The sequence below is a fragment of the Polaromonas sp. P1_A2 genome, from assembly GCF_056406895.1.
Window position 1 is genome coordinate 347,498 of the sequence record NZ_JBFTZI010000001.1, and the last position, 12,835, is coordinate 360,332.

The following is a 12,835-nucleotide window of genomic DNA, read 5'->3' on the forward strand; positions in this document are numbered from 1 at the left end:
TGTCTGCTCGCGTGGATGGCACCGGCCGGTGCGGGTTTTCACCGGATTTTGGCCCGGTAGCGTATTTTCTGGCGCACCGTGATGACGTGGATTGCCTTGCGGAAAAACCAGTCCAGGCCGAGCCACGCGCGGATCAGGAAATTTTTGTCGAAGTGAAACCCGTCGACCGAGCGGCCGCTCCAGGCTGTGGCGGAGGCCGACACCGGGCGCAGTTTTTCCGTGCTCAGCCAGGACAGGGCCCGAGGCGCGTCGCCACGCGGGGCTTTGCGGCAAATCAGGTTCATTGAGTAGCCGAAACGCGTGCCGCGCGGGGTATCGAGCGACGCGACTTCCTGGTAGCCATATTGCTGCAGCGTCGCGTGAAGCGCCGCCGGATTCAGGCGCAGGGACAAGCGCTCGAAGACGGACTGGTCCTTGGGTGAATACAGGTATTTGGCGGCCACCGAATTGGATGCATCCATGGTGAACTTCACCTGAAGCTCGGCCAGCGGCGAACGCGTCACCAGGTTGAAGAAGTCCCCCTTGAACTGCGTGTTCAGCAAGACAATCAGCGGCTTTGCGGGATCGGCCAGTTCCTCGAACATGTCGAACACCAGCAGCGGGTCTTTCAGGTGGTACAAAAGGCCGTGGCAAAGAATGATGTCGAATTTTCCCAGCGCCCTGATTCCCTCGATGTCGGTGGCGGCGCAGTGCACCAGCTTGTAGTTGCTAAAGCCGTGGTACTGGCCCAGCAGGAACTCGGCCCGGCGCAAATGCTCGTCGCTGATGTCGATGCCGACCACTTCCTTGAAGCCCATCCCGGCGATGAGCGCCGTGTAGTGGCCTTCCAGGCAGCCCATGTCGAGCACCCGCAGCTGGCTTGCGCTGCGCCCGTCGAGGATCGATTCAAACATCGCCGTCAATTCCGCGCGCGAGTCGAAATTCCGCTCGATGGCCGCGATGCTCGGATCCCCTTCGATGGGCGCGCTGCGGCCATTGCTGTGGCCGTAGCGCCACGGCTTCAGGCGCTCCACGCCTTCGGCGATCGAAGACTCGTCGGCGACAGCGCCTTGCTCAAGCATTTGCATAACCGGCTCCCTCTGCATTGCCGTACTGCTCAGTACGTGATGACTTTGTTGATGTTGAATGTCGCGGTCGCCAGAATCTCGGCGATGCGCGGCCCGGCATGGCCGTCGCCATAAATGGGGTTCGAGGGCAAACGCCCCGTCTTCAGGCGGTCACGGATGGCCGCCAGGATTTCGGCCTGGGTGTAGCCGGCGTCGATCACGTTCTGCCCGCGCTCCCGTGCCGTCTGGCGCGAGCCGATGTTGACGGCGGGTGTCCCGATGAACGCCCCTTCGCGGATGGCGCTCGAGGAGTTCCCGATCAGGCAGCGCGTGCGGGCCATGAGCGGCATGTAGATTTCAGGTGGGAGGTTTTTCACGTACCTGAATGGCGCGTCCGGGTGCTGCTCGCGGAACTTGCGGATACCGCGCGCGACATCCTCGGAGCCGGCGTCGGCGTTGGGCCACAGCACCAGGGTCTGCATGCCGAGCTCGAGGCAGGCGCCCAGCGTCGCCGCGACCTGCCGCTCGCCGCTGCCGTATTCGCCGGTGACAGGATGCTGCGATACCAGCAGGAAATCGCCCTTGACGTCAAAGCTGCTGCCGACGCCTTCGCTCAGCAGCTGGTTGCTGACCTCGGTTTCGTTGCGCAGGAAGCCGGCCACCAGGTCCATACGCGGGCAGCCGACGTTGTGAACGGTGTCCGGCTGTTCCCCGAGTTTGATGATGCGGTTGCGGGCATCTTCGGAGGCGGGAAAGTGAATGGTCGCGAACTTGGTGATGGCGTGGCGGATGTTTTCGTCGATGTTGCCCGACACCTCGCCGCCCATGGTGTGCGCCAGCGGGATATTCATGTACGCCGCGGCCAGCGTGGTCGCCATGGTTTCAAAACGGTCGCCGACCGTCAGTACCACGTCCGGTTGCAGCCTCTCGAAGATGGTCGGCAGCTCGATCAACCCCAGCCCGGTGGACTTGGCCATGGTGGCCGGCGTTTCGCCCTCGACGAGCATGAACAACCGGGCATCGATCTTGAAGCCGTCTTTTTCCATGATGTCGACCACCGCGCCATAGCGGTCCAGAAGCGCGGAAGCCCCGGCGACGACCTGGAGTTCGAGGTCAGGGTGCGCATCCACCGCGCGCATGACGGCCTTGATGCTGCTGTAGTTGGCCCGCGAGCCGACAACGACACAAATTTTTCTTTTCATGATTGACTCAGGGTTGTGGGGTAACGCGTTGAAGTGAATAGTCCATCAACATTCTTTCCCTGTGCCATTCGTCCGCCATGGGCGTGGTGGCGAATTCGTGGAAGCAGGGGGTGCCCAGCGTGAAATGAAGGAGCTTGGCCTCGGGATTGGCGCCGAACTCATCGGGGAGCCAGTTCCAGACTTTGGGAAGTTCGCCGATCAGCTCGTCATCCAGCCAGGTGAAGCGGTGCAACTGGGCACCCGTCGCGCCCTGCACGAATTCCGGGGTGAGGGCGCGGTTGGCCGGGTGCTCGCAATTCCACAGCACCACGCTCGACCAGTTCTTGCGCGGATAGTTTTCATTCTTCGACCCCAGGTACTTCTCGGTCATGCGGGTCTTGTAGTCGTGCTTGACCACCATCACGGCCTTGGTCGGGTCGCGAAGCTCCCACAGGCGGGTGATGTCGTCGCGCAGCAGCATGTCGCCGTCCATGAAGATGGCCCAGCCGCGGTGCTCCATCAGGTGCGGGACCAGGAAGCGGCTGTAGATGAAGTGGTTGCTGCCGTCGGTGTGTTTCTCGACATAAAAGCCCAGGTTGCGCAGGGCCAGCGGATTCAAGGACACGGGTTGCGACACCTGGCGCACGATGCTGTTGCTGCACACGTGGTACGCAACGGCTTCCCGGGGGTCGTATCCAATAAAAATCGGGATCATTCGGTATTCCTTGTTCTTGCAGGGGATGGAGGCCGCACCGGGCGCTCAGGCCGGGCGCGCCACCAGGTCGGCTTCGCGGATCAGGCTGTCGCTCTTGATGTCCACCTTGGCCACGCTGCCGACCACCTCGTTCAGGCGCGCGGCCGGGATGCCGGAGCCGGGCTTTTTGATACCCAGCATCTCCAGGGTGATCACGCTTCCGGCCGCGATATGGCAGGTCGACACCACGCTTTTCTCGAAAATCTCTTTCATTTCGCGGAAGGCGCTCAAGTCGTTCTTGTCCACCGGGTTCTCCAGCATGGCGGTGATCTCGCGTATGCCCTTGACCAGCGAGGTGAATTGCGCCGGTTCCGCCGAGTGCTTGGCATCCGAGCCGTACATCGCGCGGCTGAAGGTGAGGTGTTTTTCCACCACGGTGGCACCCAGGGCCACCGCGGCCAGGCAGGCATTGTTTTCCATGGAGTGGTCGGAATAGCCGACCGGCACGTCCCAGCGCGCCTTCATCTCGCCCAGCACATTGAGGCCGACGTGCTCGGGCGGGCAGGGGTAGGAAGAGGTGCACTGCATGACCCACAGCTTGTTGTGGTGGCGGCGAATCGTTGCCACCGCGGCATCCAGTTCAGCCCAGGAGCTCATGCCCGAAGACAGGAAAACCGGTTTTCCGGTTTTGGCGATGACGTCCAGCATGGGCAGGTTGGACACTTCGCCCGACGGAATCTTGTAGCGGCTGATGCCTATGTCTTCGAGCATCTCGACGGCTTCCGCCGAAAAGGGGGAGGACATGAATTCGATGCCGCCGGCCGCGGCGTGCTGCGCGAGCTTTTTCCATTGCTCCAGGCTGAAGCCCGTGCGGGCGAAGTACTCAAAGCGGGGCTCTCCCTTGAAATAGGAGGGCATGGGGGCATCGCGAAGGGTTTCGGCCGCGGGGAGGTGGGTCTGGAACTTGACCGCGTCGGCGCCGCAGCTGACGGCCACGTCGATCAGGCGCTGTGCATTGCCGAAACTTCCATCATGGACAGAGCCAACCTCGGCGATTACATATACCTTTTTGCTCATGGCTGCCCTTTTGTCAGATTTGAAAGTAATGAGAAAACCCGCTGCCCGGCTTGTCCGTCGATTTTCCCGTACACCAGAGACTCCTGCTGCAACCGGGCACCCAGGGCCGAGCGCTCTTGTGCCGTGTGAACGAGTTCTGCCAGCATAGGCGGCAAATCCGAGGGGCCATGCGACAGGCGCAACGAGGGCAGTGCGGAAAAAAGTGCGTAATTCTGGCCAGCCCAGTCAAGGTTCACGGAGGCAATTCCCAGCATTGCCGACCAGCGCAGTGTCGAAGACCACGACGCCACAAAAATATCCGCTTCCGGCAATATTGTAGACAAGGCCTGCGGGGCTATCCGCAGGCCGTGCCGGGCCGCCAGGCTTTCATAGGCCTCCCGGGATGCCTTGGGATGCAGCGACAGCGAAACTTCACATGGGGTGGCCTGCAGTATTTCAAACAGGGACTGGATCCTGGCCATGTGCTGCGGCCAGGGCATCTGCAGGTGCTCCCCCCATTGCGGCAGGGCACAGACCAGCTTCAGCTTCTGCCCGCCGGCGGCAAGGCCCTGCGCGGCGCGCGCCTGCAGGCGGCGGGCGGCCATGCCGTCCCAGGAGGGCTGGCCCGTGACATGAAAGCGCGGCGCGGCGTCGCACAGCGACAGGGCTTCCTGCAAGTCCGCCTCGCCCTGGACGGCCACAGCGGCCACCTTGCCGCCTCCCACCACCCAGGGCTGCAGATCGGCCATGCCTGCCAGCGCCAGGGCGGCGCTGTCCCACAGCGAATAAAAAAGCTGCCCGCCCCAGGGGGTTTGCCGTGCGTGGCGGGGGTAAAAATGCGCGAAGCAGCGACGCGCCCAGGCCAGAACCCCGGACTCCAGGGAATAAGCGGTTTTACCGCGCCGGGTCCAGGCATCGCTCTCGGCCGAGGAAGAGGCATACCTGACCAGCAGCGCCGGAATGCCGCGGCGGGCCGCCACGTCCAGCCAGACCATCTCGGGCTGGAGCACCCTGTCTTCAAAAACCACCAGCACATCGGGGCGCAGCGCCGCCAGCTGCCGGCCGACTTCACGGCGGCACCGGGCGATTTCCAGCAGCGTGAAGATGCTGCGCAGAAGGCCTATGCGCAGCAGCGGGTTTCTGGTTTTGCGCCGCCGGTATGAGCGATCGGGCTGCCCGCCATGGAGCGCCTCGGAACCGGCGCCGGCGGCGAGTTCGCCTCCCAGGACCAGCGTCGGCTCAGGCCATGCATTGCGAACGGCCGCGGCCATGACGGCGCGGGCATCTTCGAGCATGGCCTGGCGGGAGACGAGGACGGCGCACTTTGCCATGTCAGCCTGTTTACGGATGGCTCAGGCCGGCGCCTGAATGGGCTGGTACCACCTTGGCACTCCCAATGAGGCGGATCAAGCGCGTGCAGACCTCTCCGTCAAAAAGGCTGCGTGCCGGCATTCGCGACATGGCCTGCACCATGGATTGGCGCGCCTTGTCGTCCTTCAAACAGGTCTCGCACAAGGGATAGAGGGATTCACGGGTCAGGGCCGACTCAACACCGGGTTCGTTCGCGAACAGGGTGTATCCAAAGCCATAGTACTCAAGCGCGACGGAAGGAATGCCTAACAACTGCGCCCATGAGATGGTGCTGGAATACGCCACGAACAATTGCGCGGCCGGCAGGATTTCGCGCAGGGCTTCGGTGGCAATCGTCAGGCCGAAGCGGGCGGCCAAGGCCTGGTAACTGGCCGGCTCCTGCCGGGGATGCAGGGACACCAGGACGTTTTTTCCATTCAGGTTGGCCATGGTTTCGAACAGAAAACCCGTCTCGTTTTGCTGGAGCTCGTTGTCGGTCAAGCCGTGCTCGCTGAGCGGGGGCAGGGCCACCAGCACCAGCGCCTGGGAAGGCGAAAAGCCGTACTTCTCGTCCAGCTGCGCGCGTATGCGCTGGCGATCCTGGCCCACGCGCCACAGGGTGTCATGGCTGCATTGCCCGGTCACGGCGATTTTGCCGGCGGGCACGCCCAGCTGCCGCATCGTCGCGGCGGCGGCTTCGTCGGTCGCGCTCACTTTGTCGGCTGTCCCGCCGCCGTAAGACCAGGGCGCCGGAAAAAGAAGGCCGTGGCGGCGCAGCGCCAGGTATTCGCCGGGCCTGAAAAACAGCACCTGCCGCCCGTTTTCATCCGACCGAACGCCCTGGGGGTAGCTGCGCGCGATAGAGGCTTTCAGGCGTTTCCACGGTCCACTCGCAAGCTGGTAGGCGGGGGCTGCACGCCTGAAGGCATCGGTGGCCACGTCGGATTTACCGAACGCCACCGACAGCGTCCGCATGCCCAGGCGGGCCGCTTCGGAGAGCACCCCTTGGTCGACCCGGATGTCGCGGTCGTCGGCCGTCAGTACCGCGGCACCCTCGGTGCCCAGCTTCAGGATGCGCCGGGCGAAGCTTCGGCCTCGGGCAATGGCCTCCGAGGTGTCCAGGAAATCCGCGGCCAGTTGCAGGCCTGATTGCCTGGCCAGGCGCCCCAGCCTGCGCGCAAGGGCGTAAGCGACGTAAATCGCCAGGGGTACCATGCCGGCCTGCCGCCAGGCTTGGGAATTCGTGCCGACCAATTCGGCGCCGGGCGGCAAAGGCCGGGGCAGCAGGTGCCAGAGGCCGTTGGGCACCACCAGAACGGGTTTGTATCCCTGGGCCGACAGCTTCTCCGCGAGCAGGCAGAACTCCGCGACTATCGGCCGGCGGCTGCACAGCAGGTAGACACGCGTGCCCGCGGCGCTCATGGGTGGCGCGCTTCCACGAAGGCAATCAGGCCGTCGCTCATCGCTTGCGCCGCATCGTCGTGCGCGAGATGCTCCGCCTGTTCCAGTTCCGGCTCCAGCACGCCCTGCAGGCAGATTTGCGAGAAAGCCAGGCAAAGCGCCGCGACGGCATCCAGCTGCGGCTTCCAGCCGGCCGCGATGCGCTGGAGGGCGTGCGACAGTGATGCGCTGGAATCGATGGGCAGCACACCCGCGCCGTCCCTGTACCACGCCGCGCCAAACAGCAACACGGGAATGCCTTTGCACATGGCGTCCCAGCCGACGCTGCCGGTGACGGTGGCGACGGCTTTTGCGCCTGAAACCAGCTCCGAGGTCTCCACGTCGCGCGACACCAGCACCACATTCGGGTAGCCGGCGATGGCGTCGTAGAACTCCTCGGCGCGCTGCATTTCACCCCAGCCGAAGGGCTGCAGCTGCCAGGGATGTTCCTTGATATAGAGCTTCCAGTCCTTGGGCAGGTTTTTCGCCAGCATGTCCACGATCAGGGTCTGGTCGCCGAACACGCCGCCCAGGGGCACCGTGGCGCGTTCCGGCTGGTAGTGCAGTGCCAGGAACACGTAGTCCTGCTCGGGTTCCAGGGGCCGGCACAGCGCGTCATAGCGCCGCATGAGGCGGCGCTTGAAGAGCAGGCCCCTCAGCCGGGCCAGCAGTGTTTCGCCCCAGCCGGCGCGTTGGTGCGGGTAGGACGCGGACCGGATGTAGGAGTTGCGCATGGGGCCGAAGCCGTACTTGCGCCACAGGTTCACCGCGCGCCGCAATTCATAGAACATGGCCCGCCCCAGCGGGGGCGTTGACGCGCGTCCCTGCAGGCCGTAGCGGGCGAGCTTCTTCTTATAGTTGGCCGGCACGTCGGCCTGGCCTTTGGTCGAGTTCACAAACCATTTCTGGAAGTCCCCCGGCAGTTCCGAGGCATCCGCGCCGGGACGCTGCTTCAGCGCTGAACGCAGGGCATCGGAGCCTTGCGTGAAACTTTCGATCGGGAAGACCCAGCCCGGCATGCCCAGGCGTTCGAACATGACAGTCGCGATGCCCAGGTGGCGGGCCAGCGCGAACAGCACATAGTCAAAAACAATGTGGGGTGAAATCGAGAAAACAATCAAGTCCGGCTTCAGGGCCTGCAGCGCGCCCAGCCAGTAGCGAAGCAGGCGGTAGTAGTGCCGGCGGCGCTGGTCGTGGGTGAAACCCTTGCCGCTGGCGATGTCCATCCTGTCCATCATGTGCAGCGCCGTGATTTCCGCGCTTGAGAGCGCGGCCAGCAAATCGGCGTCCAGGGCGGGCAGGGGCCAGGCGGCGGTCTGGTCGGGCGTGCCGAGCGCCGCATCGGGGCCGGCGATAAACACGGCCTGCGGGGCCAGGCCCAGAACCGCCGGGCCGTCGTCGGCGGGCGCCGTCCAGAGCACGGGCTGCCAGGCTGCCTTCTGGCGGCAATGGTCCGCGATGGAGCGCCAGACGGCGCCGGCGCACTCGATGTAAAAAACACGCTTCAAAGGGGGCCTCGCGAAACAATCTGTGCCAGCAGCTTCTCCAGCCGGGCGCCGGCCTGGCCGTCAAGCCGGCCCCAATCGGCGGAAACAGCCGCCATTTTCTGCGCCAGGCTTTCACGCCACGCGGTGTCCCCGCAGATCCTCTGGAGCTCCGCTGAAAAGTCCGGCCCCGACTCCACGTTGATACAGCCCGGCACTTCCAGGAAATCACGGTAGCGCGTCAAAAAGCAGTCGAACAGCAGGGTCGGCTTGCCGCAGGCAATGGCCCAGGAGGTGATGGATGAGCCGTTGAGCGTCGTGAACATGTCGCAGGCGGCGACCAGGTCTTCAACGCCGCCGCGCTGGCAGGCCAGCCCCTGGGCGCGGGGCGCCAGGTATTCCTCATCCAGCGTTTTGGGGTGCACGCTGACGATGACGTTGACACCGTGCCGCACCGCCGCCTGCTTCAGCGCCTGGGCCCAGAAGGACGCAAGTTCCTCGTAACTGGCATAGGCAATCGGCCGGCCGCCCAGCCAGGCAAACATGTTGACGGGCCAGCCGCAAAGGAGCAGCGGTTTATCGGCATCGAAACCGTAGGCCTGGCCGAGCTGCTCGCGCAGCTCGCGGCGGGCATTGAGCTTGCGCGCCAGCAGGTCCTGGACCGGCGAGCCGATGACGTGCAGCCGCGACCGCTCCAGCCCCAGCTGTTCCAGGGTGTCGGCGGCGACTTTTGAGTCCGCGGTCACCGCCTCCGAAGGCTCCGACAAGGGCGTCCAGGGCATGCTCTGGACCAGTCCGCTGGTTTCCAGCGCGAGCGCCCGGTAGCCCGGTAGCCGCAGCACTTCGCGGCCATCCTGCCGCAGCAGCCAGTGGGGGTACATCCTGGCCACCAGGCGGTTCAGCGCGCCCCTTGCCGCATCGTGGTCGGGCCGCGCCATGGCGTAGTCCGCGGTTTCCTGCAGCGAAAACATGGCGAAAGGCGCGACCAGGCGGGGGATGCCCAGCTTGCCGGCTGCGATCAGCAAAAAGGACAGGTCGCTGCCCACGCCATCCTGGCCCACCACCAGCAGCGAGGGTTTGCGCGATTCAAGAATGCGCGAGAGCGTCTGGTAGCGCTGGCGAAAGCGGCGGCCATCGCGCCAAAAATTCGCGAGCTCCCGGGCCAGGTTTCTGGCCGCGCTTGCCATGTCCGCGAAGAAGCTGGCGGCCGCGAACAGCGGGACCAGTCCCACCGACAGCAGCGAGCGTGCCGTGGAACGGCCTGGCCTGCCTTCAGGCAATTGCGCGGGCGCGCCGGCTATGGCCACCGTGGCCGTGCCGGCGGGCGCGACAGGCGCCTCGGCAGGCGCGGCGGCCTCGTGCAAACGGCCGTCCGCATCCATCCACTGGAAGCCGCGAGCGACCACTTCGGCGCTGTCGGCCGCCAGCCGGCGGTAGCCGCGCTTGGCGAAAAAAAACAGCGGCGGAGCGCCAAGGGCGTTCCGTCCGGCCTCCGCGATGCGGAGCAATTCGGGAAACTCTCCGTACTCCAGGATCGCGAAAACAGCTTGCGATGGAGGCTGCTGCGCCATGAACGTCAGTGGGCGCCGTGCTTGCGCAGCACGATGATTTCGCGCTGCCAGAACAGCGGGGCGGTCAGCCGCTCGATTTTCAGCAGCATCTGGTCAGAGACCATGCCGCCGCGCGGGCCGGTCAAAAAGCGGAAGACCCTGAGGTAAATCTTGGCCCGCGTCAGCGCGGCATCCAGGCGAACCCGGGTGACCACGGAGGCGTCCAGCTGCTTGAGCACCGCGGCGAGGTCATCGCCGTCCAGAATCATTTTTTGACCCTTGACCATGGTCAGGGTCGGTTTGCGGCCGTAGTCGAACACCATCAGCCCGCCGGGGCGCACGACGCGCAGCATGTCCGGGAGGATTTTCGGCAGCCCGCCTATGCCCGAGAGGCTGCGCAGGCACATCACGTTGTCGTAGGAGGCGGTTTCCACCGGGATGCCGGCCGTCAGGTCGCCGGTCTGCAGATGCGACGCGGGGTACTTTTGCCGCACGTGCTCCACAAATTCGGCAGACAGGTCCATGCCGTCGTAGCGGGTGACCCCGGGCATCCTGCCGATCAGCCGGCCAATCCCGATGGTGCAGTCAAACAGGGTGCCCTTGAGCAAAGGCGCCAGCGTCTGTACCTCGATTTCATCGCGCAGCACATCGATCCGGTTGCCGAGTTTGCGCTCATACCTCGCGACGGCATCGGCGCCCTGGTGCAATTGGGCGTACTTTGCGCGGGAGGCTGAAATATCGTTATCGTTCATGGGAGACCGGTCAGGCTTTCGCGTAGGGCAATTGGTAATGGTGTTTGTGCTGGCCGACCGGCTGGCCCGCGGCCATGGCCGCCCGTAGCCGGGCCGGCATGTCGATGACCTTCAGGCCCGCGGCATTGCAATGCGCAATGACTTCCGGCGAATAGCGGGCCTCGGCCCACATGGCCAGCCGCTCGGAACGGTTCAGCAGGTATTCACAGTGGCGCTGCAGGTGCTGGTCGTCCAGCGCGTAGGAAATCCAGAATCCGGTCCTCTCGACCGGCGGGAACGGCGCCTGCATGAATTCGGGCAATTTGTTCTGCAGGTAAGGACCCAGGGGCAGGCCCGGGAAACCGCGTATGCAGCGGCCCAGCCCTGCATGCTGGATGCGCATGCTCCACACCCCCGCGTCGCCTATGCCGGTGTTCAGGTAGCGGTCATGCAAATGGGCTTTCCAGCCGCGAAGCACCCGGTTGTGGGAGTCACGCCTGACGATCAGGCCGCCCGAGCTCGACGAATGGTCCTGCAGGTAAAGGCCGAACCTCACCAGGGAATAACGGCTTTTCCAGTCCGGGGCGTCGAGGTCGGAGCGGTCCGTGTTGTCCCTGTGCCATCCCCCCACGTCCTTGCCGGGGGTATAGCCATGGCCCACGACGGCGTAACCGCCGTCTCCGTAGTACGCCAGGTTGTCGCCGCCCAAAAGCTTTTTGGCCACCTGGATAAAGCGCTCGTCATACACCCAGTGCTGCAGGTGGCGATCGGCAAGCGCATCCACCACCGCTTCGCCGCCTTCTTCACGGCCCTTGAGGGAGGCGAACACGTCCTCCCGCATGGCGGCGAACTCCTGGGCGGAAAACATGTTCTTGAGGATCAGGTAGCCATCGCGCCAGAACTTGTCGTTATCTACATTGAATTTCAACATCGCAGGCAGGCTTTCAGGTAACGCTGGGACTGTGGTCGGAGGGGAAGGTGTATTTTAAAGCGTGCGGCGTGGGTCTAGATGGACAGCCGAGGCCCAAAAGGCCGTCCAGTATCCCTCATTTACCTCCCCGGGCGACCCGGCGTAGAGGGGCGGCTTTAGCTCTATAGCGAATGCATTTCCAGTCTCCGTGCTTACTTCTTGCCGAAAGCATGAGCCGGCCTGGTCCTGGGTGGCAACCCCACATTGCAAGGCGAGCTTGGAATTTCCTGCACACTAGGCAGGCCCGCGACCCAGTCCCTGCATCATTGCAAATCTTGGCCAGCTCTGCGATATCGCGAAACGACTGATCACTGAAGGTGATGCCCGGCTTGCGCGGGGACTGGTAGTCGGGTTCGGCCAGAACTACCGTGCTGAGCCAACGCCGCGCAACCTTCTTTTCATACGGCACTGCGGATCGCCGGTTCAACATCCGCGCGGCGCCGTTCGGCGAATGGAATACGGTGCACAACGTCACAGGTATCCGACACGGCATTCAGTCGGTGGCGTGGAAATACACACTTAGGCCGCAACTGGGGCTACCGTCCGCCGCCGTAGCCTGGCCACAGTGGGTGACAGCAAGGCATGGGCGACGTAAGCAACGCCCACCGAAAGAAGCATGTTGCAAAGCATCAATGGCCAGAAACTCAGCTTAAGACCGGATGCTTGAATGACGATGGGGTGGAAGATGAACAAGGGGTAAGCCAATTCGCCGAGTTCTTTGTCAAGACGGCTCCCAGAGACAAAGAACCGCGCTTTGGGCTTCTTCATGTAGAGCAGCATGCCGGAAAAGAAATAAACAGACCAGGGCAAAAATGAGCGGTCAACGGCCCGCAAGCCTGTTGGGTGAATAAGCAGGTACACCCCGACGCCCGCGATTACCACCATGAGGATCAACCGAAGATTTGGGCGAAGTGCCATTAGCAACGGCACCATGAGGTAGTACTGCAGCTCAATATCCAGCGTCCAGGCTGGGCCGATGTAAAGAGTGTCGTTTGGCCACTGGTTGAGCCCGAGAAGGATGAAGTTTTGTAGTACAGACTGGAGGCCGAAATCATAGGCATCTCGCCAGGCGGGGAGCAATTGCAGTACCACCAGCGCGACGCCGAGCGCAACCCAGTACATAGGGAAAATTCTCAGACCCCGATTGATGAGATATGGGGTCGCCTGGCCGTTATAGTTTTTCTCGAGCGTGGCTGGCATGAGGTAGCCAGACAGCACGAAGAAGGCACAGACGGCAACGATTCCGGAATCTGGATACAGATCGAATTGATACCCCCGTGTGTGGGAGGCCACAACGCCAAGAGCAAGCAGGAATCGGATGGTGCCAAGCATG

Annotated in this window: 11 protein-coding genes; all 11 read right to left on the minus strand. The window is 63.7% G+C overall.

Translation table 11 applies throughout. From position 1 onward, the window contains the following. Positions 1 to 38: 38 nt before the first annotated feature. Complete coding sequence (locus tag AC1D09_RS01680) at positions 39 to 1,067, minus strand: class I SAM-dependent methyltransferase (RefSeq protein ID WP_477663612.1); 1,029 nt, start codon at positions 1,065 to 1,067, stop codon at positions 39 to 41. 29 nt (positions 1,068 to 1,096) lie between these two features. After that, positions 1,097 to 2,248 carry a UDP-N-acetylglucosamine 2-epimerase gene (gene neuC, locus AC1D09_RS01685; protein ID WP_477663611.1) on the minus strand — a complete coding sequence of 384 codons (1,152 nt, stop codon included), beginning with the start codon at positions 2,246 to 2,248 and terminating at the stop codon, positions 1,097 to 1,099. 7 nt (positions 2,249 to 2,255) lie between these two features. Beyond that, positions 2,256 to 2,942 carry a glycosyltransferase gene (locus AC1D09_RS01690; protein WP_477663610.1) on the minus strand — a complete coding sequence of 229 codons (687 nt, stop codon included), beginning with the start codon at positions 2,940 to 2,942 and terminating at the stop codon, positions 2,256 to 2,258. A gap of 45 nt (positions 2,943 to 2,987) precedes the next feature. Beyond that, positions 2,988 to 3,998, minus strand: a complete 1,011-nt coding sequence (locus AC1D09_RS01695) for an N-acetylneuraminate synthase family protein (protein ID WP_477663609.1) — start codon at positions 3,996 to 3,998, stop codon at positions 2,988 to 2,990. Beyond that, the gene (locus AC1D09_RS01700) at positions 3,995 to 5,308 is read right to left on the minus strand and encodes a hypothetical protein (protein ID WP_477663608.1); all 1,314 of its coding nucleotides are present in this window, start codon (positions 5,306 to 5,308) and stop codon (positions 3,995 to 3,997) included. Before AC1D09_RS01700 ends, AC1D09_RS01695 begins: the two co-directional genes overlap by 4 nt. A gap of 10 nt (positions 5,309 to 5,318) precedes the next feature. Further along, complete coding sequence (locus AC1D09_RS01705; RefSeq protein ID WP_477663607.1) at positions 5,319 to 6,749, minus strand: hypothetical protein; 1,431 nt, start codon at positions 6,747 to 6,749, stop codon at positions 5,319 to 5,321. Further along, on the minus strand, positions 6,746 to 8,275 hold the full coding sequence (locus tag AC1D09_RS01710) for a capsular polysaccharide export protein, LipB/KpsS family (protein WP_477663606.1): 1,530 nt from the start codon (positions 8,273 to 8,275) through the stop codon (positions 6,746 to 6,748). Before AC1D09_RS01710 ends, AC1D09_RS01705 begins: the two co-directional genes overlap by 4 nt. Beyond that, positions 8,272 to 9,822 (minus strand): glycosyltransferase family protein, encoded by a 1,551-nt coding sequence (locus AC1D09_RS01715; protein WP_477700905.1) that lies wholly within the window; start codon positions 9,820 to 9,822, stop codon positions 8,272 to 8,274. The genes AC1D09_RS01710 and AC1D09_RS01715 overlap by 4 nt, the downstream gene beginning before the upstream one ends. Before the next feature lie 5 nt (positions 9,823 to 9,827). Further along, positions 9,828 to 10,553 carry a methyltransferase domain-containing protein gene (locus tag AC1D09_RS01720; protein WP_477663604.1) on the minus strand — a complete coding sequence of 242 codons (726 nt, stop codon included), beginning with the start codon at positions 10,551 to 10,553 and terminating at the stop codon, positions 9,828 to 9,830. A gap of 10 nt (positions 10,554 to 10,563) precedes the next feature. Continuing rightward, positions 10,564 to 11,463: a phytanoyl-CoA dioxygenase family protein gene (locus tag AC1D09_RS01725; RefSeq protein ID WP_477700906.1), complete on the minus strand. Its 900-nt coding sequence runs from the start codon at positions 11,461 to 11,463 to the stop codon at positions 10,564 to 10,566. A 558-nt stretch (positions 11,464 to 12,021) separates the two neighbouring features. After that, a complete protein-coding gene (locus tag AC1D09_RS01730; protein ID WP_477700907.1) occupies positions 12,022 to 12,834 on the minus strand; it encodes an acyltransferase family protein in 813 nt (270 codons plus the stop codon). Between the last annotated feature and the right edge of the window lies 1 nt (position 12,835).

Coding starts and splice junctions, on each gene's coding strand:
- AC1D09_RS01720 (WP_477663604.1), bottom strand. CDS start 10,553: ATGAACGATAACGATATTTCAGCCTCCCGCGCAAAGTACGCCCAATTG.
- AC1D09_RS01730 (WP_477700907.1), bottom strand. CDS start 12,834: ATGCTTGGCACCATCCGATTCCTGCTTGCTCTTGGCGTTGTGGCCTCC.
- neuC (WP_477663611.1), bottom strand. CDS start 2,248: ATGAAAAGAAAAATTTGTGTCGTTGTCGGCTCGCGGGCCAACTACAGC.
- AC1D09_RS01725 (WP_477700906.1), bottom strand. CDS start 11,463: ATGTTGAAATTCAATGTAGATAACGACAAGTTCTGGCGCGATGGCTAC.
- AC1D09_RS01680 (WP_477663612.1), bottom strand. CDS start 1,067: ATGCAAATGCTTGAGCAAGGCGCTGTCGCCGACGAGTCTTCGATCGCC.
- AC1D09_RS01715 (WP_477700905.1), bottom strand. CDS start 9,822: ATGGCGCAGCAGCCTCCATCGCAAGCTGTTTTCGCGATCCTGGAGTAC.
- AC1D09_RS01705 (WP_477663607.1), bottom strand. CDS start 6,749: ATGAGCGCCGCGGGCACGCGTGTCTACCTGCTGTGCAGCCGCCGGCCG.
- AC1D09_RS01700 (WP_477663608.1), bottom strand. CDS start 5,308: ATGGCAAAGTGCGCCGTCCTCGTCTCCCGCCAGGCCATGCTCGAAGAT.
- AC1D09_RS01695 (WP_477663609.1), bottom strand. CDS start 3,998: ATGAGCAAAAAGGTATATGTAATCGCCGAGGTTGGCTCTGTCCATGAT.
- AC1D09_RS01690 (WP_477663610.1), bottom strand. CDS start 2,942: ATGATCCCGATTTTTATTGGATACGACCCCCGGGAAGCCGTTGCGTAC.